Below are 22,385 nucleotides of genomic sequence, written 5' to 3'. Positions count from 1 at the left end.
GTTCTCTCCGTTACACCTTTTCCACGTTGACCAGGAACGCCTTAAACTCTGGCGTTTGCGTATTAGCGTCACCGACAAACGGCGTTAGGGTATTGGCCAGGAAGCCTTTTCTCGCCACCCCTTCGTATCCCCAGTGAATCGGAATACCAATGGTGTCCACTTCCTGTCCATGGACATTCAGTGTGCGAATACGTTTGGTCACCACCGCCTTGGCCTTGATATAGCCACGGTTGGAGCTGACTTTTACGGTATCGCCCTGTTTGATGCCCTTTTTCGCTGCCAGTTTTTCGCCAATTTCCACAAACTGTTCCGGCTGCGCGATAGCGTTGAGCAACGCGTGCTTAGTCCAGTAGTGGAAATGCTCGGTCAGACGATAAGTGGTACCGACATACGGGAATTGCTCATGAGAACCCATCGCGGCCAAATCGTCTTTAAATACACGGGCGGCCGGGTTAGATATCACATTCGGATGCAGTGGGTTGGTACCCAACGGCGTTTCGAATGGCTCATAATGCTCAGGGAATGGCCCTTCGGCCATTTTGTCGATGGCAAACAGACGCCCCATCCCTTCAGGCTGCATAATGAATGGCCCAACATCACTGCCCGGCGCAGCCGCGCTGTAGTCAGGAATATCAATCCCGGTCCATTTAGCACCATCCCACTCCAGCAACTGGCGTTTCGGATCCCAAGGTTTACCCTGTGGGTCGGCAGAAGCACGGTTATACAGAATGCGGCGGTTAAGCGGCCATGCCCATGCCCAGCCCAACGTATTACCAAGGCCGGATGGGTCTGCGTTATCACGCCGCGCCATCTGATTACCCGCTGGCGTCCAGCTACCCGCAAATATCCAGCAACCACTGGCGGTAGTACCGTCATCACGCAAGTGAGCGAACGTACTAAGCTGCTCGCCTTTTTTGACCAGAATCTTGCCATCGGCATCGGTGATATCTGCCAGCGCTTTACCGTTGCTCTCCATTGCCACTTCTTCTGGCGCTGGATTTCCTGGGGTCAGGTAATCCCAGGTCATATTAAGCACCTGTTCTGGCACCGCACCGCCTTCCCGGCGATACATCTCGCGCATACGCATAAAGATGCCCGCCAGAATTTCACCGTCGTTCAGCGCTTCTCCTGGGGCATCAGCACCTTTCCAGTGCCATTGCAGCCAGCGGCCCGAGTTAACAATAGAGCCATTTTCTTCAGCAAAGCAACTTGATGGTAAGCGGAACACTTCGGTCTGAATTTTCGCCGGATCGACGTCATTAAATTCACCGTGGTTTTGCCAGAAGTTCGCCGTCTCAGTATTGAGCGGGTCAATAGTGACCAAGAACTTCAGTTTCGACAGCGCCCCTACCACTTTGTTTTTGTTCGGGAATGAAGCAACCGGGTTAAAGCCTTGGCACAGATAGCCATTCACTTTGCCCTGCGACATCATCTCGAAATACTGCAAGACGTCGTAGCCTTTATCCCACTTCGGCAACCAGTCGTAGCCCCAGCTATTTTCTTTCTGGGCTTTATCGCCATAGAAGCTCTTCATCATACTGACAAAGAATTTCGGATAATTGCTCCAGTAGTTTACCTGGCCCGGCAACAGGGTTTTCGGCGTGTTGGCTTTGAGGTAAGTTTCAATATCTGGCTGTTTTTCTGACGGCAGGTTCATATAACCCGGCAGGCTTTGCGACAGCAAACCGAGGTCAGTCAGACCCTGAATATTAGAGTGACCGCGCAAGGCGTTCACGCCGCCGCCCGCCATGCCCATATTACCCAGCAGCAACTGAATCATCGCCATGGTACGAATGTTCTGCGCACCCACGGAGTGTTGCGTCCAGCCCAAGGCGTACAGGAATGAAGCCGTTTTATCGGCAGCACTGGTTTCAGCGATATATTCACATACCGTCAGGAAATCTTCTTTCGGCGTACCACAAATATTGGAGACCACATCCGGCGTGTAGCGGCTGATATGCTCTTTCAGCAGGTTCCACACACAGCGCGGGTCTTGCAGCGTGACATCGCGTTTCGCAAAGCCGTTTTCATCCAACTGGTAGTTCCAGGTGGTTTTGTCGTATTTGCGGTTTTCGGCGTCATAGCCACTGAACAGGCCATCATCGAAGGTAAAATCTTCCCGCACCAGCAAGCTGGCGTTGGTATAGGCTTCGACGTATTCGCGGTTAATTTTTTCGTTGGTGATCAGGTACAACAATACGCCGGACAGGAACGCAATATCGGTACCGGAGCGGATTGGCGTATAGAAATCGGCCACCGACGCAGTACGGGTAAAGCGCGGATCTATCACGATCAGCTTGGCATTGTTGTGGATCTTGGCTTCCATCGCCCAGCGGAATCCCACCGGATGCGCTTCTGCCGCATTACCGCCCATGACGATAATTAAATTCGCGTTCTTGATATCAACCCAGTGGTTGGTCATCGCACCGCGACCAAATGTTGGAGCAAGACTTGCTACCGTTGGTCCGTGTCAGACACGTGCTTGGTTGTCTACGGCAAGCATGCCGAGAGCGCGACTAAATTTCTGGGTCAAATAACCCGTTTCATTACTGGATGCCGAGGCACACAGCATACCGGTACTCAGCCAACGGTTGACGGTAACACCGGCGTCGTTGGTCTTAATGAAGTTAGCGTCTCGGTCTTCTTTCATCAGCTTGGCAATGCGGGTAAAAGCATCATCCCAAGTGATTCTCTGCCATTTATCAGAGCCCGGCGCGCGGTATTCGGGATATTTCAGGCGGCTTTCGCTATGGATAAAGTCCACCAGGCCGGCACCTTTTGGACAAAGTGCCCCACGGTTTACCGGGTGATCCGGATCCCCTTCAATGTGGAAAATACTCTCTTTGGCGTTTTTCGCGCCGTCGCCGAGGCTATACATCAAAAGCCCGCAACCGACAGAGCAATATGTGCAGGTATTCCGCGTTTCACGGGCGCGCAGCAATTTATAATTGCGCGTTTCCGCTAGCGCCACTGACGGCGTAAAGCCGAGTGCCGCGACCGTGGTTCCCGCCATACCGCCAGCGCAGATCTTAAAGAACTGCCTTCTGCTGACCTGCATGGGTCTCTCCTTCATCTCACGATTGTTACAGTGTTTTACCCTTCATACTTCGAGCGATATGTGCGTTGGCTGCTGTCGCTCACCCAAATCACTTACTTAACTAAGCTCATTGGGACTCATTCGCTTGCCACCTTCATGCAACTCGAATTATTTTGGGTATGAATTTAAAATTCAGTCCACGCTTCCCTCAACGAAATGGGAGGCGTTAAAATCGCTTACGCGATATCCAGCTTTTCAGTGTGGGATACATTTCTGATAACAGAATATAGCCACACTATTCTTGATGTGAATGTTACCACATTGTGATTATGGGTTATAACTTTCAGGACCGCATAGTGAGCCAGATCAAACCTTCAGAAAATGACCTTTCCACCGAAATTTGCGGTGCCAAACAACTTAACGTGCTACAGCGTCATCAAATGACAGAGCCACAACTGGATTGGCTGGCGGAAGAAGTGCCGGTTGCGTTGGTGTATAACGGTATTTCTCATGTGGTGATGATGGCGACCCCCAAAGATTTAGAAGCTTTCGCTCTCGGGTTTTCGCTCTCGGAAGGCATTATTTCTGCACCACACGAAATCTATGCCATTGATGTCAGCCCCAGTTGTAACGGCATCGAAGTTAATATCGAGTTATCCAGCCGCCGTTTTGCTGGCCTAAAAGAACGCCGTCGCGCGATGGCGGGCCGTACGGGATGTGGTGTCTGCGGTATTGAGCAGTTGGACGATATTTTCCGCCCCATCGAGCCACTGCCTTTCACACAAACTTTTAATTTGAATCAATTGGACCGCGCGCTTTCACAACTCAAACAAGTACAAACTGTAGGACAACTGACGGGTTGTACTCATGCAGCGGCCTGGATTACTCCACAAGGGGAATTATTGGGAGGGTGTGAAGATGTCGGCCGCCATGTAGCACTGGATAAGCTGCTAGGGATTCGGGCCAAACAACCCTGGCAGCAAGGTGCAGTATTAGTTTCCAGCCGTGCCAGCTATGAGATGGTGCAGAAAACCGCCATGTGCGGTGCCGAAATTTTATTTGCTGTTTCTGCTGCAACAACCTTAGCGGTTGAAGTGGCAAACCGCTGTAATTTAACCCTGGTCGGCTTCAGTAAACCCGGCAGAGCCACGGTATATACCCATCCGCAGCGCATCAGTCAAAAACGCACTTAAGCACTGTGCAAGAGTGCATTTTTCCCGTATGATTATTCAACTGCCTAACGGATGAGGCTGAGAATGGATAAGCATAAAAAGAGAAGTATCGGCAGTTTTCGCGATACGTGGCTTGAGGGTTTCTTCGAGCACGGCGGCAGGCACCGAAAAATACCCGCAAGTATAGAAAATGTGCTCGCCAGAAAGCTGGATATTATAAACGCCGCAATAAGTTATAAAGATTTACGCTCACCCCCCGCCAATCGTTATGAAGAGCTGAATCCGCCATTAGGAGGCTACTCTTCTATTCGTATTAATGATCAGTACCGACTTATATTTGTGTGGGCGAATGGCAAGGCTAACGATTTATACCTTGATGCGCATGGTTACAAGAAGCACAGATAGTCATCTCAGTGCCATTTAGGGTTGAAGAAAATAGTTTGAGGAAAATAATATGGTCCAAGCACAGCGCAAGCCAACCTCTGTTGGTGACGTCTTGTTGTATGAATATATTGAACCAACAGGCATAAAAATTAATGATCTGGCGGAAATGCTTCAGGTGCATAGGAATACCATCAGCGCCTTGGTTAACAATAACCGCAAACTGACCACAGATATGGCATTTAGATTAGCTAAAGCATTTGATACTTCTGAAGAGTTTTGGATAAATCTTCAGGCCAATGTTGATATTTGGGAAGTACAAAATGACAACCGAATTCAAGAAGAGCTGAGTCGGGTAATCACATTGGATGATTTCCTTAAACGGAAAGAAAAATCTAAAAAATTAGCGTGATATTAATGTTCTAAGATCCCACGCATAAACGCTTGCTCGTTGATTCAACCTCAAAAACCACACAAACTGTACGGCATTGATAATCATTTTCAATATCATTTAATTAACTATAATGATCCGAATGCTTACGCGGTGCTTACTTTTTTTGCGCCGCCCTACACCTACGGAGACGATGATTATGAGTTACTCACTGCCATCCCTGCCTTATGCTTATGACGCCCTGGAACCACACTTCGATAAGCAGACGATGGAAATCCATCACACCAAACACCACCAAACCTATGTTAACAATGCGAACACGGTGTTGGAGAGCTTCCCTGAGCTGGCTAAACTGAGTGTTGAAGATCTGATCAAAGATCTGGACAAAGTTCCTGCTGAAAAACGCACTTTCATGCGTAACAATGCCGGTGGCCATGCTAACCACAGCCTGTTCTGGAAAGGCCTGAAATTAGGCACTACCCTGACTGGTGATCTGAAAGCAGCTATCGAACGCGACTTCGGCAGCGTTGACAGCTTCAAAGAGAAATTTGAACAAGCTGCGGCCACTCGCTTCGGTTCAGGCTGGGCCTGGCTGGTGCTGAAAGACGACGGCAAACTGGCGGTAGTTTCTACTGCTAACCAAGACAGCCCGCTGATGGGTGAAGCTGTTTCTGGTGCATCTGGCTTCCCAATTGTGGGCCTGGATGTGTGGGAACATGCTTACTACCTGAAATTCCAAAACCGTCGCCCAGACTACATCAAAGCATTCTGGAACGTGGTTAACTGGGACGAAGCAGCAGCGCGTTTCGCTCAAGCCAAGTAATTAGCGAAAACTCGCAAACGTATCTTTAATCGTGCCAGCAAGGCCTCCTTGCTGGCATTTTTTATTGTTAAAGTTTAGCCAATTCCTGCCGATAGATTGTACAAGAAGGTTGCTGGCATTTATGGCATGAGTCTATGAATGTTGTCACAAAAACGTTTGGGAAAAGTACTCTTGCCAAGGCTGTTCCACGTTCATCCAGTCCCCTTCATTCCTCTAATAATTAGACTCCCCAAAACTCACCTACGCTGATTGATTTACAGCACAAACACCGCATAACGGAGAAGAACATGGCAGCATTTAGCAAAGTTTTTGGTAACTTTGAAAACATGAAGGTTGGAAAAAAGCTGGGATTAAGCTTTTTTCTGATGTTGTTGTTAGTTGGGATCATCGCTGGTACCACCGCTTATCATTTCTCCGTCATTGAAGAACATGCTTATAAAGTCGATCTAAGTTACAAAATAAATGATGAAGCCAATCAGGCAAAATATAACCGTGCGCTCTATGAACGGACCTATGACCTGCAATACATCAAAGAAAATTCGCAACATATCAATAATATAAAAAATCTTTTAACCCAAAGCGAAGAGCTGAGTTGGTCGGCAGAGAATCGTAAAATTATTGGCGGTATTGCCGATGTGGTTGAGGAATATCTGCAACAACAGAGTAATTTCGTGAATGCCGTGACCCATAAAGATGATGTGCGAAAAAGTTGGAATATCTCTGAAACCCAGAAGAATCTCAACGAGTTACAACAAAGCTTGCTCAATGAAGGGGCGGATACCAACACCCAGATTTTACTGGCAGAAATGAATCAGAAATTAATGACCGTGCGCTATAACGCGCGCGGTTTATTGCTGGATCGCAACCAGGAGGCAGAATCATCGCTGATTACCTCAATCAATATTGCCAACAGTGCGGCGAATGCTTTTATGCCGGTATTATCAGCCGACCAACAAAAGCTATTGCTCCCTGTCATCTCTAGCCTCAGTGCCTATAAAGACAATGTGCTGGCCTATCTACCGGCTTATCAGCAAGAGCTGGAAGTGGGAAAAGTGATGGAAGCCAATGCCAATGAGCTGAATAAACTCGCGACTCATCTATTCACCCAAGAGTTGCAAGGCACTCACGACGAAATTAATAATGCACAATTGCAATTAGCCATCGCGGCCATTGCCGCCCTGCTGTTTGGCTTGTTGATCTCGTGGCGTATGACCCGCCAAATTACGGTGCCACTGCGCACCACTCTGGCAATGGCTGAACGTATCGCCACCGGGGATTTAACTGCGGCGACCACATCAAATCGTACTGATGAACTGGGCCTGCTGATGAATGCCGTTGCCCGAATGAATGAAAATCTGCGCGCCATGATTGATGAAATCCGCATTGGCGTCAGCCAAGTTTCTCATGCTTCCGGCGAGATTGCGGCCGGTAACACTGATTTATCATCCCGTACCGAGCAACAAGCCGCTGCTGTAGAGGAAACTGCCGCCAGCATGGAACAGTTGAATGCCACGGTTAAACAGAATGCCGACAATGCCCACCACGCCAATCAACTGGCAACCGAGGCATCACAAACCGCCCAACAAGGTGGCAAGCTGGTCAATGATGTGGTGCGCACCATGAACGATATCTCTGGCAGCTCTAAACGTATTTCTGAAATCACCTCGGTGATTAACAGCATTGCATTCCAGACCAATATTTTGGCACTGAACGCCGCAGTCGAAGCTGCTCGCGCCGGTGAGCAAGGCCGTGGTTTTGCTGTGGTCGCGAGCGAAGTTCGCAATCTGGCACAACGTAGTGCGCAGGCGGCGAAAGAAATTGAAGGGCTGATTGGCGAGTCGGTATCACAAGTGAATGCGGGCACATCATTGGTACAAAATGCGGGGCAAACCATGGAAGATATCGTCCGCTCCGTGACCCATGTGCGCGATATTATGGCCGAAATTGCCTCAGCGTCTGATGAGCAAAGCCGCGGCATCACGCAAGTGAGCCAGGCTATTTCTGAAATGGACAGCACAACACAGCAGAATGCCGCGTTAGTGGAAGAATCTGCCGCCGCCGCTGATTCACTGGCCGAGCAAGCTATCTTACTGGCACAAGCGGTCGCGGTGTTCCGGCTGTCTGAATCAGAGGCTGAAACCAGCCAAAGTCATAGCGCGCCATCTGCACCTAAAAATACCTCAACACCTCGCCCGGCCCCCGAGACGCGTAATAGTGCTTCGCAAGATAACTGGGAAACGTTCTGATTGTTGGCTAAACCTTGGAACCCTGCCGTCGGGCAGGGTATTCTGACACTCCCTTTCAGACGCAGACAAGGAGAGCAGATGAAGTATCCACAGGTTTATATCGGTAAAATCGAACCTTATAGCGGCAGTTCCCCAAGTGCTATTGGCAAACGCCAGGTACAGGGCGACATTATGCTCACCTCTCTAGGGTTAGAAGGGGATGAACAAGCTGAAACCCGCTTCCACGGCGGCCCGGATCGCGCGTTATGCCATTACCCACGTGAACATTACCAGCACTGGGTACAGCAATTCCCGACACAGGCCGATATTTTCTCGCCACCCGCTTACGGTGAGAATCTATCCACCCTCGGTATGACCGAAAAAAATGTGTATATGGGAGATATCTATCGCTGGGGCGGTGCCATTATTCAGGTAACCCAACCGCGCTCACCTTGCTACAAACTCAACTTCCATTTTGCTATCGAAGATATGTCGGTATTGATGCAACAAACCGGCTATTGCGGCTGGCTGTATCGCGTGATTTCGCCCGGTAAAGTCAGCGACAGCCATCCATTAACGTTACTCGCACGAACCAGCGATATTTCAGTGTCTGAGGCCATCGCCATCGCCTGGCATATGCCATTCGATGAAGAACAGTACCGCCGCCTATTGGGCGTCTCAGGGTTATCCGCCAGTTGGAGCAAAACCATGCTGACGCGCATTGCTGAAGGAAAAATCGAAGATTTTAATCGGCGCTTGCGGGGAAATAGCGAGATATCAAGAGGTGGTTAACAGTTAAACATCACCAAGTCCTTCGATAAATTTGACTGTATCTCAATTGAGATACAAAATAGATTTATTGATGAGGAGGCTAAAATGGCTACACACACCACAATGTTGCATGTCCGTATTGATGATGACATTAAGAAACAAGCAACCACGGCACTCAATGCGATGGGCCTTTCTGTTTCCGACGCTGTCCGTTTATTTTTAAATCGCGTCGTCGCTGATCAGGCATTTCCATTTGAATTGAAAGTACCTAACACACAAACACGTGCGGCTATGCAGGAAGCAGAAGAGATTGTTCGCACTCGCGACGCACGCTTTACCACTTCTGATGAGTTATTTATTGAACTTGAAAAAGGCAACAGTAAGTAAGCGAACGACAATGCCAAGGACGGCAGACTATACGAAAGACTTCCTTAAAGACTGGGAAAAGCTGTCCCGCAGTGGCCGTTATGATATGCACCGACTGAAACAGGCAATGTTGCTACTGATTGCAAATGATATGCCTCTTGGTGCTGAATGGTTAGATCACTCTCTTAAAGGAGATTGGCAAGACTTCCGAGAATGTCATGTTGGCGGGGATTTCTTACTCATCTACAAATTAAGCAATCACAGCAAGACCAGCCAGATTGTTTTTGTCCGAACAGGGACACACGCTGAACTCTTTGAGTGATGAGCCGACAAAAACAAACCGGGTGGCGGCTGATACCGCGCACCCAGGTTTATCAGAAGTGGTAATTAGAAGGCTTTTTTGGCGTAACCGGTCACTTCTTTCAGGCCCATTTCACGGCCTAATGCAGTCATTGGATGCACTACCACAATACCGCGTGCCGCTTTTTTCAAAGAGCCCATATCAGCCTGCTCTTTCTTAGTAATTGGGCGACTGAATGGCAGTTGAGCCAATTTCTGAGCTTCAGCACTGAGGTTTTTGACCCGCACTTCTTTCAAACGCTGAATTTCAGCTGCCAGCTTCTCTTTTTCTTTCATATGTTGCGCAATTAAATCCACATTCCCCTGCTGAATAACAGTAGGATCTTTATGGTTCAGCGCATCCAGCATATCGCTTAGACGTTTGATTTCTGCATGTTCTTTCATAGTATTTGCCCGTACATGCCGCTGATGGGCACGATATTTCGCTAAAGTTGGAGATAGGATAGCACTGATTGTGCATCAAGATGGATAGTGTATCAGGATGCACGCCTTTCGGCAGCAGCCTCCTGTAACGGCTGCCACTGCATTCCGGCCGGTTCACCACTCATTTCACATGCAGCTGCCCCCAACCGCTCTAATGCCTCGGTATAGCGGCTGTTGAATGGATAACAGCACGATAGACGGAAGGCATGACGATAACGACCACTGGGCGAATAAAGCGTGCCGGGGGTCAGGCAAATTTGTTCCTGCAATAATTGATGGAACAGCGCAACAGTATCGACACTGTCAGGGAACTCGACCCAGAAAACAAAGCCACCCGCGGGTTGGGTTACTTTGGTGCCACGTGGAAAGCTGCGAGTAATCAATTGTTGGGCAAGCTGGACCTGTTGCGCATAGCGGCGGCGCAAACTGCGCAAGTGGTGGTCATAGCCACCCGACTCAAGAAACAGTGCCAGCGTTTCTGAGAGCAACATGGGTTCCGCCATCGAAGAAACCGCTTTTAGCTTATGGAGTGCTTCTGCAAAGCGCCCACCATCAATCCAACCGATACGGAAATCCGGCGCCAGTGTTTTGGTAAAACTGGAGCAAAACAGTACCCAACCATCACGATCAAACGCTTTGACCGCCGGCGATAACGTCGAGCCAAATTGAATTTCGGCGTATAGACCATCTTCAATCAATGGCACCTGATGATCGTTCATCAACTGTGCCAGCCGTTTTTTCGCCGCCAGTGGCATGGTGTAACCCAATGGATTCTGTACCGTTGGCATAGCAATCAATGCATTTAACCGCCCTTCTTCAAGCAGTAACTCCAGCACATCCAATGATAAACCCTGCTGCGGATCGGTGGGAATCTCTACCGCTTTCAGGCCCAGGCTGGCCAGCAATGGCATCAGATAGAAATAGGTTGGCGACTCCAGCCCGACGCAATCCCCCGGTTTGGTCGTCACGCGCAGCGCCAATTGCAGCGCCTCCATACAACCGTGGGTAATGGTGATATCAGCAGGACTGGCCAGCATCCCCAGCGTCATGGCACGGCGAGCGATTTGTTGCCGCAACCGCTGGCTGCCAGGTGGCAAGGAATATTGGCTGATTAGCTGGGGCTCACGGCGCAGTAACGACGCCATAATGCGCCCCAGTTTGGCACTGGGATAAAAATCCCCGGTTTGCGGGCAGGCGAGCGAAATATTGGTAAATCGCGGGTTTTGCTGCGCGGCAAATACGGTATCAATCAAATCCAGCACTTCATCCACTGGCTTGCCCACCGTGGCAGTTGGCACCACGGCTGTCGATGGGCTACAGACGTAAAAACCTGACTGTGGGCGAGCCTCAATCAAGCCGCGGTCTTCCAGCGTACGATAAGCCGCCACCACGGTATTGATACTCACTTGATGGCTTTGCGCACAGCTGCGTACCGATGGCAGGCGACTGCCCGCCAGCAAACTGCCATTTTTAATGGCCTGCGCCAAATTGTCAGCCACTTGCAAGTAGCGGATTTCATTCATAACCAGGGACATGGTGACAGTTCTCCGCAGGATCGATGGGTACAGTTTCGGCTTATGCAAACTGTACCCATAACAATAGATAACTTCTGCTTCTGACGCTATAGCCGATTGCTGTTTATGCTGAATCTCTTCGTAATATAATTATTTACCCAAAGTCATTGGAATTGCAGGTAGACAGCAAACGAACAAATCCCGATGAGCTTATTCAAGTAAGTGATGCGGGTAAGTGAGTGTAGCTAACACCCCTGCGGTTTCAAGAACGAAGGGTACAGAGGAATTCCCCATGCTGGACAGTGCTTTTATCAGTTACGTCACCGTTATGTCGATCACTCCCGGCCCGAATAACCTGCTGTTAGCCGCCTCCGGCGTCAATTTTGGTTTGCGCCGAACCTTGCCGATGATGTTGGGGATTACCTTTGGTTGTGCATTACAGTGCGCACTAACCACCACACTGCTGGCGTTGATTCTTAGTTGGGTGGGTATTATTCGCCTCCCTCTGGTGACGTTGGGGGGGGGCTATTTATTGTGGCTATCTTGGAAGATTTTTAATTCTGGCACCCCCAATGCGCGAGATAGCGAGCGACCAATGGGATTTATTCAGGGGGCATTATTTCAAGCGGTTAACCCAAAAGCCTGGCTGATGGCAATGAATGTCGCCATTTTATTCACACCACGCGAAGGGGCAACACTGAGCCATACCTTGCTGATTATGACTGGCTTTGCCTTATTGAATTTGCCTTGCGTTGCAGTTTGGGCGGTCATGGGCGACCAATTGCGTCATGCACTGCGCGTTAATTGGAAGTTGCGGTTATTCAATGGCGTGATGGGCGGCTTGATGGCAATCACCGCATTGTGGCTGCTTGTGGACGAATGGCTAAGTGTCTTACTTGCTTAAATCAGGCGTGACCAAGAGGTGAGAGCTTAGAAACTTGTTTTTGACTGATGCGGGAGAGCAATTCAGTAATCGAGAGCACCATAGTTGAGCGCACCATTTGCTGATAACGCTGGCGTTGCATGGCAATCAGCGAAGCATCGGCTTCATCTGGACGCAAGAATGTCGGCACTGGTGGCAGCTCAGCAACACAATGTAATTCGCCAAATGGCCCGAGGATTTCGTCATCAGTAAAGCGATACTCGGTGCCATCATGGTTCAGCTCTTCGCGCAGCGCCATCAGTAGCTCCGCATCTTCATATTCATGCCGGGTAATAACGCCGAGGGCATAAACCAGCTTCAACCTGACGGATAATTCCCCTAGCGGCCCATCCCCGACCAGCAATGGCTCCACAGCATATTTCACCGCGTAGTCATCTTTACGAAAAACCTGCACTACGAGAATATTGAGCGCTTCTGCCAATAATTCGACAGCAGCCATCAAGAAACTCCGAACGGTCTTACCCGCGTTCAGATGTTCTAGTACCCGATTCTCAAAGGCCTGTGTTTTTTCAATCATCGTTTGTCACTGGATATGAGGCTACTAAAGGATAAATACCGTGCAATCTGGCACGGTATTTATCACCTAACGCAACCGGCTTGGTTCTTAACGGAATCAGTGCGTCAGCTTGTCCTGCATGGCGTTATACACACTCACCGCCTGTTCGACAACCTCACTATCAGCAGGCAGGCCTGAAATTTGCGCTAACGCAGCTTTCGGCCCTAATTTTGCCAACAATTCAACCAGTTCCTGTGCTTGTGGGTCCTGTTCACTACGATAACTCATCGCGGCGGCAATACCTGTGACCAAATTATCGTGTGGTAACTGATATTCCAGTGTCCCTAACAGCGGTTTGATCAACCGGTCACCGGCACTCAGTTTACGCAGTGGCTGACGGCCAACGCGCTCCACATCATCGTGCAGGTAAGGGTTTTCAAAGCGAGAGAGGATTTTATTGATATAAGCGGCATGTTTTTGTGGTTCAAAAGCATAACGTTTAATCAGCACCGCACCACTTTCTTCCATTGCGCCTTTCACAACCTGACGTATAGCAGGATCCAGAATAGCGTCACGAATGGTCTGATGACCGGCCAGCTGACCCAAATAGGCTGTAATGGCATGGCCAGTGTTCAATGTGAAGAGTTTGCGCTCCACGAAGGCCATCAAGTTGTCCGTGAGTTCCATACCAGCGATTTCTGGTGGCTGCCCTTTAAACTGGGTGCCATCGACAATCCACTCGCTGAAGGTTTCTACCGTTACGGCCAGAATATCGGTGCTGCCTGCTTCTGACGGCGGCACAATGCGGTCTACTGCAGAATCAACAAAACCGACATGTTGCTCAACCCACGCCTGTTCGCTTTCGGGTAAAGCGGCAAAAACATGCTGTTTCAACTGGCTGGTGCCACGCACCATATTCTCACAAGCAATAATATTCAGTGGGCGGGTGTTGCCTTGTTGATGGCGGGCAATCAGACCTTGTGCCACAGTACCGGCGATGCGGGCCAGAATTTGTGGGCCAACGGCGGTGGTGACAATATCCGCTTGCGCAATCAGCTCGATCACTTCCGGGCTACCACTGTTGACGGCGCTAACATTCTTCACTTCTTCAACACGCGCTTGTTCGCCAACAATATTAACCGGATAACTCTTACGCTTGTTTAGCTCATCCAACAGGGGTTGGTTAACATCGGCGAAAGTCAGTTGCGCACCGGCATCAGCAAGAAGTTTACCAATGAATCCCCGGCCAATATTACCTGCGCCAAAATGCAATGCTTTCATATTCGTTACCTTTTGCTGTAAAAGGGCCGTTTACTCCCAACGGCCCTATTCAGGTTGCGGTGGTTATCCGGCAGCACCGGATAACACATTTCGCTATTCAGTTATGACTTTTTACCGCCCAGTAAATCCAGAACTTCTTGTACGCTGGTTGTTTTACTTAAACGTTCAATGACAGAGTCATCATCCAGCGCATTTGTCAGGCTAGTAATGACCTGAATGTGCTCATTATTACGGGCGGCAATACCAATAACCAAACGCGCCACTTCGTCTTCTTCTTCGCCAAAGCGCACGCCGTCTGGGTATTGGCAGAACACAACACCGGTTTTCAGCACGCGATCTTTCGCTTCAATCGTACCATGGGGTACAGCAATAGATTCGCCCAAATAAGTGGAGGTCAGTTTTTCACGTTCTAACATCGCTTCAACATATTCTGGCTCGACATACCCCCCTTTCACCAACTGCTCACCCGCAAAGCGAATAGCTTGCTCTTTGGCTGTAGCATGTTGATTGAGGAAGATATTCTCGGCGCCCAGTCGGAATAAATTAGCTTCTGAGGGTTCAAAGCTGTCATCCAATTTTTCAATCACTTTCTGAGCTTTCGTCGCAGCATCGCTAGCTTCAACCAGACGTGCCGTCAGGTTGCTATACAGCTGACTGTCGAGGAAGTTAGTCAGTGAGATATGCTGTGCCTGCGGTGCATGGCGCATCGCTCGCTCAGTTAAATCACGGTGCGTGATAACTAAGTCGACATCTTCCGGCAAGTTGTTAATGGCACAGTTAGTGACCGAGATATACTTCAGACCCGCATCTTGTACTTTCTTGCGCAACACACCGGCACCCATTGCGCTGGAACCCATGCCCGCATCGCAAGCAACGATAATTTTACGCACCGTGCTCAAGTCGCCAGCAGCAGCTGCGGCATTGGCGGCTTGTGCGCCTTTAGATTGCGCTTTCATATCCTGCATACGACGAGTTGCGTCTTCCAGGTTATCTTCATCTTCGTCTTTGACTTTAGAGGTTTTCAGCAAGATAGCTGACACCACGAAGGACACGGCAAAGGCTGCGGCAACAGCAGCAATGTTAGCGAAATAGGCACCTTTAGGTGTCATCGCCAATACTGCCAAGATAGAACCAGGAGAAGCTGGAGATACCAGACCGCCATTCAGCACAGTCAGTGTGAACACGCCAGTCATACCGCCCAGAATGACCGCCAGCAATAAGCGTGGGTTCATCAGAACGTATGGGAAATAGATTTCGTGGATACCACCGAAGAAGTGGATGATAGCTGCGCCGCCAGCAGACTGCTTGGCGTTGCCTCGGCCGAAGAACATATAAGCCATCAACACGCCCAAACCTGGACCTGGGTTAGCTTCGATCAGGAAGAAGATAGACTTACCGGTTTCTGTCGCCTGCTGGATACCCAGAGGTGAGAAGATACCGTGGTTAATGGCGTTATTCAGGAACAGGATTTTAGCCGGTTCAACAAAGATAGACGTCAATGGCAGCAGGTTATTCCGCACCATGACATGCACGCCTGCGGCCAACAGTTTAGACAGCACTTCTACCAATGGGCCAATCGCCATAAAGGCCAAAATCGCCAACAGCATACCGATAATGCCGGCTGAGAAGTTGTTAACCAGCATCTCAAAGCCGCTTTTGATTTTACCGTCAACCCAACGGTCAAAGCGCTTGATTGCCCAGCCACCTAATGGGCCTGCAATCATCGCACCGAGGAACATTGGCATATCCGCACCAACGATAACCCCCATGGTGGTGATAGCACCCACCACACCACCACGATCGCCACCGACTAAACGACCACCGGTAAAACCGATCAGCAGTGGAAGCAGGTAAGTGATCATCGGGCCAACCAGCTTGGCTAGCGTTTCATTTGGCAGCCAACCCGTTGGAATAAACAGTGCGGTAATAATACCCCAGGCGATAAACGCGCCGATATTGGGCATAACCATGTTACTGAGGAATCGGCCAAAATTTTGAATTCTGACCTTTGCGTCTGGTGAAAACATAAAACACCCCTATTGGTACGCGCTAGCAATAAGAGCGCGATATAATTGTTTTGTTGAGGCAGTTCTGCAAAACCCGCCGGTGTTATCGAATACAAACACGCTGTATGCAAAACAAACTTTAGCATGCTCTTTTACTCACGCGTAGCTCACCCCTTCAATGTGATACATATCACATTAAAACCCCCACCATAGGGGTGGATTTGTTGACGAAGATCACACTATTGAAGTGTAAGAAAGCCACAGAGGATAATTTTTAAGCTAAAAACCGCATTTAACGTGATTGATATCACATTTTTAGGTGGTAAGTTTGTTTTTAAAATGTGACATGAGTCACAAGTTATTTTTGCTCGCAGAGGGGATATGAGACATTCATCGACCTAATGTCTACGACTGGGCAAGTCACTTGGCAAATGTGTAATAAAACAACAATGGTAAATGAAACACTCGATTTCTTGGTTTTAAGGCAGAGTTTTGCTAATAAAAGCACATTTAAGTAGCCAAGGGGCATCATAGCGGTAGGTCATAGGGCGGGTAAGTGATACCAGCACAAACGCCAGATAGCAAAAGGGGCCCAATAGGCCCCCATCATCAAAACGTCGTACTCAGAGTGTAAACAAATTACTGCATAACACTCATGACACTTTTCTGTGCTGCCATCATCGCCGGATACTTGGCGACCAGGTTTGCCATCATCGCGTTATATTGTGCAGCTTGCTGTGCGGTCTGGAATTGAACGCCACCATTATTGAAGGTGACCTGAGTGCCCTGCTGTTGCAGGAAATCTCCAACCTGCGCCAAGTCCTGCACAAAGGCAGAAACCACCGGAACTGCCGGGATCAATACATTGGTCGGCTGAGTCACCACATTATCGAAGACTTTATTAAACACGACTTTCAAGTCATCGGGTTGCTTCAACGCCGCCACTGCGGTATCGGCCTGTGTTTTAGCGGTACGAATCTGCTGCACTAACAGGTTCAATGCACCTGCTGACTGCTGTAAAGCATCGCGCTTATTAAGATAATCTTGCGCCACGCGAATCTCATTGATTTGTGCAATTGCTGGCGTCAGGCTGGCATCCACAGATTTACCGAGTTGCTGTGAAAAAGTCACTAAAATCGCGTAATCGCTAACATAAGGGCCAAACTTCTGCTTTTGATCTTCACTCAGTGTTGGCAGTTTCATCCCACTGCGCATCACTGTGTTTTGCAGATAATCAATAAAAGCCTTACGTTGTTCTGGCTCTTTATCCCCGCAGGCGGTCAATTGGAACACCACCAGTAACGCCAGTAATGGCGCCAACCAACGTGAATATCGGGTCGTATTCAGTGCAAAAGTCATGTGAAGCTACTCCTGTAATAAGTACTTATTTTCACAAAATCCCATTCTTATCACTGGGTGTGAGTGATAAGAATAGCTAAGGGGAGCGATATACGCTCCCCTGTGACTAGCCGAATACAGGATTACTGCAACAGCGAAATATCAGCAACCTGCAAGAACAGCTCGCGTAACTTGCTCAACAATGTGAGGCGGTTTATCCGCACAGCATCGTCTTCAGCCATTACCATTACGCTTTCAAAGAACTCATCGATTGTTTCACGCAACGCCGCCAGTTCCACCAGAGCTTCCTGATATTGACCCGCAGCAAATACCGGTTCCAGCTTATCGCGCAGTACCACCAAATGTGTGGCCAATTTCAGTTCTGCCGGCTCTTTTAACACCGAAGCATGAACATGATCATTCAGCGTATCAGTGGATTTAGCCAGAATATTCGACACACGTTTGTTTGCCGCAGCCAATGCCGCAGCAGCATCCAGTGTGCGGAAATACGTCACCGCCTTCACCCGGGCATCAAAATCAGCCGGTTTAGTGGGACGACGAGCCAGTACCGCCTGAATAGTATCAACACTATGACCTTCATCCTGATACCAGGCGCGGAAGCGGCCGAGCATGAACTCAATCACTTCATCGACGACTTTGGCGTTAGTCAGCTTAGCCCCGTACAGGCGCACAGCTTCTTCGGTCAACGTTTGCAGATCAAGCGGCAAGTTCTTCTCGACGATAATACGCAGCACACCCAACGCCGCACGGCGCAGAGCAAATGGGTCTTTATCGCCTTTCGGATGTTGGCCGATACCAAAAATGCCTGCCAGCGTGTCCATTTTATCGGCAATCGCCAATGCACAGGCCACCGGATTAGATGGCAAGTCATCGCCAGCAAAACGTGGCTGATATTGCTCATTCAGCGCCACCGCAACGTCTTCAGCTTCACCATCGTGACGGGCATAGTGCATCCCCATCACACCTTGGGTGTCGGTGAATTCGAACACCATATTGGTCATCAGGTCGCACTTGGAGAGTAAACCTGCACGAGTGGCATGGTTAACATCAGCACCAATTTGTGCAGCAACCCAACCGGCCAGCGCTTGGATACGATCAGTTTTATCACGCAGGGTGCCCAGTTGCTGTTGGAACAGCACGGTTTCCAAACGCGGTAAATTATCTTCCAGACGTTTTTTGCGGTCAGTGTTAAAGAAGAACTCGGCATCCGCCAGACGTGGGCGCACAACCTTCTCATTGCCCGAAATAATCTGCTGAGGATCTTTCGACTCGATATTGGTAACGAAAATAAAGTTGGGCAGCAAATTACCCGCCGCGTCGTAAACCGGGAAATACTTCTGGTCACCCTTCATGGTGTACACCAGCGCTTCCGCAGGAACGGCCAGGAATTTCTCTTCAAACTTAGCCGTCAACACTACCGGCCACTCAACCAGTGATGCCACTTCTTCCAGCAAGCTTTCACTCAGATCAGCAATACCGCCAATCTTCTGTGCCGCCAGTTCTGCATCACGTTTAATGATGGATTTACGCAATTCATAATCAGCGATAACTTTGCCGCGCTCCAGTAACACCTGCGGGTACTGATCGGCATTATCGAGAGTGAATTCGGCTTCGCCCATAAAGCGGTGACCACGAATAACGCGGTCTGAATCGATACCCAGCACCGTACCAGGAATCAATTCGCTCCCCAGCAATAGGGTCACGGTATGAACCGGACGAACAAATTGGGTTTCTTTATCACCCCAACGCATCAGTTTTGGAATTGGCAGCTTGCTGAGCGCAGCATTGACCATCCCTGCCAACAGAAGTTGTGCTGATTGCCCTTTTACGTGGGCGCGATACAGCAGCCATTCACCTTTATCAGTGACCAGACGCTCGGCCTGCTCCACCGTAATACCACAACCCCGCGCCCAACCTTCGGCCGCTTTGCTTGGTTTGCCTTCAGCATCAAATGCTTGTGCAATCGCCGGGCCGCGTTTTTCAACTTCACGGTCAGCCTGAGCGGCGCTTAAATTCATCACTTTTAATGCTAAACGACGTGGTGCGGCATACCAAATCACCTCACCATGGGGCAGATTGGCGTTATCCAATTCAGCGGTGAAGTTGGCAGCAAAAGATTCGGCCAGAGAACGAAGAGCCTTCGGCGGCAACTCTTCTGTGCCGATTTCCACCAGGAAAGTCTGTTGAGTCATGACAGCCTCTTAGTTCTGATTCTTTTTGCACATAGGGAAGCCCAGCGCCTCGCGAGAGGCATAATAGGCCTCGGCGACAGCTTTGGTCAGCGTACGAATGCGCAGAATATAGCGCTGACGCTCGGTCACCGAGATGGCTTTACGGGCGTCCAGCAGGTTAAACGTATGGCCCGCTTTCAGAATGCGTTCATAAGCTGGCAGCGGCAGTGGGACTTCCAGTGCCAGTAGCGACTGAGCTTCTTTCTCATACTGCTCAAAGCAGGAGAACAGGAAGTCCACATCGGCATATTCGAAGTTATAGGTGGATTGCTCCACTTCATTCTGATGATAAATATCGCCGTAGGTGGTTTTACCCAGTGGGCCGTCGCACCAGATCAGGTCATAAACACTGTCTACGCCCTGAATGTACATCGCCAAACGTTCCAGACCATAAGTGATCTCGCCGGTGACCGGTTTACATTCCAAACCGCCCACTTGCTGGAAGTAAGTGAACTGAGTCACTTCCATCCCATTGAGCCACACTTCCCAACCCAGACCCCAGGCACCCAATGTTGGGTTTTCCCAGTTATCTTCGACAAAACGAATGTCGTGAATCGTTGGGTCCAGACCCAGCTCTTTCAATGAACCTAAATACAGTTCCTGAATGTTGTCTGGCGAAGGCTTGATGATCACTTGGAACTGATAATAGTGTTGCAAGCGGTTCGGGTTCTCACCGTAGCGACCATCGGTCGGACGGCGTGAAGGTTGTACATAAGCGGCAGCGATTGGCTCTGGGCCAAGTGCGCGCAGGCAGGTCATTGGGTGGGAGGTACCCGCGCCGACTTCCATGTCCAGTGGTTGAACAATGGTGCAGCCTTGGCGCGCCCAATAGTCCTGTAACGTCAGGATCAGGCCCTGAAAGGTCTTGGTATCAAACTTTTGCATGTTGGATTCGCACGCGATACAAGTGGATTAAAATGGAATGGGTCAGTATACCCGTTGACCGTAAGATATACAGCCAGAATCCGGCAAGATGTATGAATCAGAGTGAATTTGTTGATTAATCGGGTTGATAAAGGGCGAAAATGGGAGAACCAGAACCGCACTCATCAAAGGAAAATAAGCATATTTTCAGCAAAACCTGATGAAATGCGCCCTGATTCTGCTAACGACAATATGCCCTTTCACGGCTATTCCCCGGTATTATTCAAGGACTCGGACAACCAATCCAACAACCCCAGATGATGGGAGGACCAGCCATGGCAATGCGGGCACAGCCAAGGTAGATGCCCAGACCGAATACACAGATTAAGGGATATCGCAGAATTTTTTGCTTAGTTTGCATAATATACATTCCCATATAAACAGATAACTCAATAAATTCAGATAATCGCGCTAAGTCGATCAATTATTGACCAGTTATTATCTGCGTCAAGTTTCTGTCCAAATATAGAATGAGTCGGTTGCTTATCACCGTCCGAACAGCGATTATCCCATGCCATGCATCGCATAAAGGAATGAGTCAGATGGCTATAGAACGCTGTGGCTGGGTCACATCAGATCCACTCTATATTGCTTATCACGATAAAGAATGGGGCATCCCGCAGAGAGATAATCAGGCGCTGTTTGAGATGCTTTGCCTGGAGGGGCAACAAGCCGGGCTTTCATGGATAACCGTGTTGAAAAAACGCGAAAACTACCGCAAGTGTTTCCATAATTTTGATCCGGTACGTGTGGCAAAAATGGGACCTAAAGAGGTAGAAACTCTGGTGTTGGACAGCGGGATTATCCGGCATCGCGGTAAAATTCAGGCCATCATCACGAATGCCCAAGCCTATCTGGCTATGGAGGCTAATGGTGAAGATTTTTCCGAGTTTATCTGGAGCTTTGTTGAGGGCACGCCAAAGGTAAATCATTGGTGGAGTCTGGCCGAAGCCCCTGCGACAACACCGATATCAGACGCTATGTCTAAGGCATTGAAGAAAAAAGGGTTTAAATTTATCGGCTCCACTATTTGCTACGCCTTTATGCAAGCGACCGGGCTGGTGAATGACCATATGTGCAATTGCTTCTGTCATCCGGATAACGCCGATAAATGATTCGCCCAGCCCAGCCGGAAGATTTGGAAGCACTAATGCCATTATGGCTGGCTAGCACGATTGCGGCACATCCTTTTATTACTGAACAATACTGGCGCGAAAGCGCCCCATTGGTGCGAAATACCTATCTTCCGGCGGCGCGCACTTGGGTTTATTTACAACAGAATGAACCACCGGCAACCACCCCCGCGGATAATGCTATCGTTGGGTTTATCAGTATTCTTGAAGAACAACTGGTGGGAGCCTTGTTTGTTGAACCCTCTTTCCACGGCAAAGAAGTGGGCAAACTCTTGATGAATCATGCTCAACAGCATTATAAGGCGCTGACACTGGAGGTTTATCAACGAAACCTCCGTGCTTATCACTTCTATCGTAAGCAAGGTTTTGTCGTTGTCGAGCGAAGCTATAATGCAGAAACTAACAATTTTATTTTAACTATGCAGTGGCTACGTCCGATTTAATTCCTCCTCTGGTTTATTAGCTATGCTGTAAATATTTTAATATCCCTTTCATAAAATATATCTCATCAATCCTACAAAAGAATAAAAAACAAATAAAAGGCTGATT

General features: G+C 49.1%; 20 protein-coding genes. 11 read left to right on the top strand and 9 right to left on the bottom strand.

The annotated features are described in order from the left end of the window. Nucleotides 1–10 precede the first annotated feature (10 nt). Nucleotides 11–3,058 carry a formate dehydrogenase-N subunit alpha gene (fdnG, locus tag FTA96_RS02500; protein WP_145529285.1) on the bottom strand — a complete coding sequence of 1,016 codons (3,048 nt, stop codon included), beginning with the start codon at nt 3,056–3,058 and terminating at the stop codon, nt 11–13. 308 nt (nt 3,059–3,366) lie between these two features. On the opposite strand from fdnG, the gene fdhD reads away from it, so the two are divergent. The 8 genes from fdhD (at nt 3,367) to FTA96_RS02460 (ending at nt 9,488) form a co-directional block, all read left to right on the top strand. Then, nucleotides 3,367–4,230 (top strand): formate dehydrogenase accessory sulfurtransferase FdhD, encoded by an 864-nt coding sequence (gene fdhD, locus FTA96_RS02495; protein WP_186371054.1) that lies wholly within the window; start codon nt 3,367–3,369, stop codon nt 4,228–4,230. 63 nt (nt 4,231–4,293) lie between these two features. Next, nucleotides 4,294–4,614 (top strand): type II toxin-antitoxin system RelE/ParE family toxin, encoded by a 321-nt coding sequence (locus tag FTA96_RS02490; RefSeq protein WP_050123820.1) that lies wholly within the window; start codon nt 4,294–4,296, stop codon nt 4,612–4,614. Between the two features lie 49 nt (nt 4,615–4,663). Next, nucleotides 4,664–5,002, top strand: coding sequence for a HigA family addiction module antitoxin (locus FTA96_RS02485; protein WP_050109237.1), 339 nt, complete (start codon nt 4,664–4,666; stop codon nt 5,000–5,002). Between the two features lie 178 nt (nt 5,003–5,180). Next, a complete protein-coding gene (gene sodA / locus FTA96_RS02480) occupies nt 5,181–5,804 on the top strand; it encodes a superoxide dismutase [Mn] (protein WP_050099416.1) in 624 nt (207 codons plus the stop codon). A 287-nt stretch (nt 5,805–6,091) separates the two neighbouring features. Continuing rightward, nucleotides 6,092–8,050 (top strand): methyl-accepting chemotaxis protein, encoded by a 1,959-nt coding sequence (locus tag FTA96_RS02475; RefSeq protein ID WP_087817310.1) that lies wholly within the window; start codon nt 6,092–6,094, stop codon nt 8,048–8,050. 78 nt (nt 8,051–8,128) lie between these two features. Then, nucleotides 8,129–8,821 (top strand): 6-hydroxyaminopurine reductase, encoded by a 693-nt coding sequence (gene yiiM, locus FTA96_RS02470; protein ID WP_145573111.1) that lies wholly within the window; start codon nt 8,129–8,131, stop codon nt 8,819–8,821. An 84-nt stretch (nt 8,822–8,905) separates the two neighbouring features. Further along, complete coding sequence (locus FTA96_RS02465) at nt 8,906–9,187, top strand: type II toxin-antitoxin system RelB/DinJ family antitoxin (protein ID WP_050123827.1); 282 nt, start codon at nt 8,906–8,908, stop codon at nt 9,185–9,187. Between the two features lie 10 nt (nt 9,188–9,197). Beyond that, nucleotides 9,198–9,488, top strand: coding sequence for a type II toxin-antitoxin system YafQ family toxin (locus FTA96_RS02460; protein WP_172666544.1), 291 nt, complete (start codon nt 9,198–9,200; stop codon nt 9,486–9,488). 65 nt (nt 9,489–9,553) lie between these two features. Here FTA96_RS02460 and FTA96_RS02455 read toward each other — a convergent pair whose 3' ends face one another. Next, nucleotides 9,554–9,910, bottom strand: coding sequence for a YibL family ribosome-associated protein (locus tag FTA96_RS02455; RefSeq protein WP_050109241.1), 357 nt, complete (start codon nt 9,908–9,910; stop codon nt 9,554–9,556). Between the two features lie 92 nt (nt 9,911–10,002). After that, nucleotides 10,003–11,484, bottom strand: coding sequence for an aminotransferase-like domain-containing protein (locus FTA96_RS02450; protein ID WP_050109242.1), 1,482 nt, complete (start codon nt 11,482–11,484; stop codon nt 10,003–10,005). Nucleotides 11,485–11,755: 271 nt separating this feature from the next. Between FTA96_RS02450 and FTA96_RS02445 the strand changes: the two genes are divergently transcribed. Then, nucleotides 11,756–12,367: a LysE family translocator gene (locus tag FTA96_RS02445; protein ID WP_050151867.1), complete on the top strand. Its 612-nt coding sequence runs from the start codon at nt 11,756–11,758 to the stop codon at nt 12,365–12,367. A 1-nt stretch (nt 12,368) separates the two neighbouring features. Here the strand turns inward: FTA96_RS02445 and FTA96_RS02440 are convergent, their stop codons facing one another. From FTA96_RS02440 to glyQ, 6 genes are all read right to left on the bottom strand, one after another. Beyond that, nucleotides 12,369–12,923, bottom strand: coding sequence for an MltR family transcriptional regulator (locus FTA96_RS02440; RefSeq protein ID WP_019212698.1), 555 nt, complete (start codon nt 12,921–12,923; stop codon nt 12,369–12,371). A 96-nt stretch (nt 12,924–13,019) separates the two neighbouring features. Further along, nucleotides 13,020–14,183, bottom strand: coding sequence for a mannitol-1-phosphate 5-dehydrogenase (locus tag FTA96_RS02435; RefSeq protein WP_050109244.1), 1,164 nt, complete (start codon nt 14,181–14,183; stop codon nt 13,020–13,022). Nucleotides 14,184–14,284: 101 nt separating this feature from the next. Next, nucleotides 14,285–16,210, bottom strand: coding sequence for a PTS mannitol transporter subunit IICBA (locus FTA96_RS02430; protein ID WP_050135200.1), 1,926 nt, complete (start codon nt 16,208–16,210; stop codon nt 14,285–14,287). A gap of 618 nt (nt 16,211–16,828) precedes the next feature. After that, nucleotides 16,829–17,548, bottom strand: a complete 720-nt coding sequence (locus tag FTA96_RS02425) for a DUF3053 domain-containing protein (RefSeq protein WP_050109246.1) — start codon at nt 17,546–17,548, stop codon at nt 16,829–16,831. 122 nt (nt 17,549–17,670) lie between these two features. Further along, entirely contained in the window at nt 17,671–19,740 is a 2,070-nt protein-coding gene (glyS, locus tag FTA96_RS02420; RefSeq protein ID WP_050109247.1) for a glycine--tRNA ligase subunit beta, read from the bottom strand. A 9-nt stretch (nt 19,741–19,749) separates the two neighbouring features. Beyond that, nucleotides 19,750–20,664 (bottom strand): glycine--tRNA ligase subunit alpha, encoded by a 915-nt coding sequence (gene glyQ, locus FTA96_RS02415; protein WP_050099397.1) that lies wholly within the window; start codon nt 20,662–20,664, stop codon nt 19,750–19,752. Between the two features lie 581 nt (nt 20,665–21,245). Between glyQ and FTA96_RS02410 the strand changes: the two genes are divergently transcribed. Both FTA96_RS02410 and FTA96_RS02405 read left to right on the top strand, forming a co-directional pair. Beyond that, the gene (locus FTA96_RS02410) at nt 21,246–21,818 is read left to right on the top strand and encodes a DNA-3-methyladenine glycosylase I (protein ID WP_050123830.1); all 573 of its coding nucleotides are present in this window, start codon (nt 21,246–21,248) and stop codon (nt 21,816–21,818) included. Next, nucleotides 21,815–22,279 carry an N-acetyltransferase gene (locus tag FTA96_RS02405; protein WP_050123831.1) on the top strand — a complete coding sequence of 155 codons (465 nt, stop codon included), beginning with the start codon at nt 21,815–21,817 and terminating at the stop codon, nt 22,277–22,279. Before FTA96_RS02410 ends, FTA96_RS02405 begins: the two co-directional genes overlap by 4 nt. Nucleotides 22,280–22,385 lie beyond the last annotated feature (106 nt).

This window comes from Yersinia alsatica, from assembly GCF_902170305.1.
Taxonomy (GTDB): domain Bacteria; phylum Pseudomonadota; class Gammaproteobacteria; order Enterobacterales; family Enterobacteriaceae; genus Yersinia; species Yersinia alsatica.
This window is presented reverse-complemented; position numbering and strand designations above follow the sequence as displayed.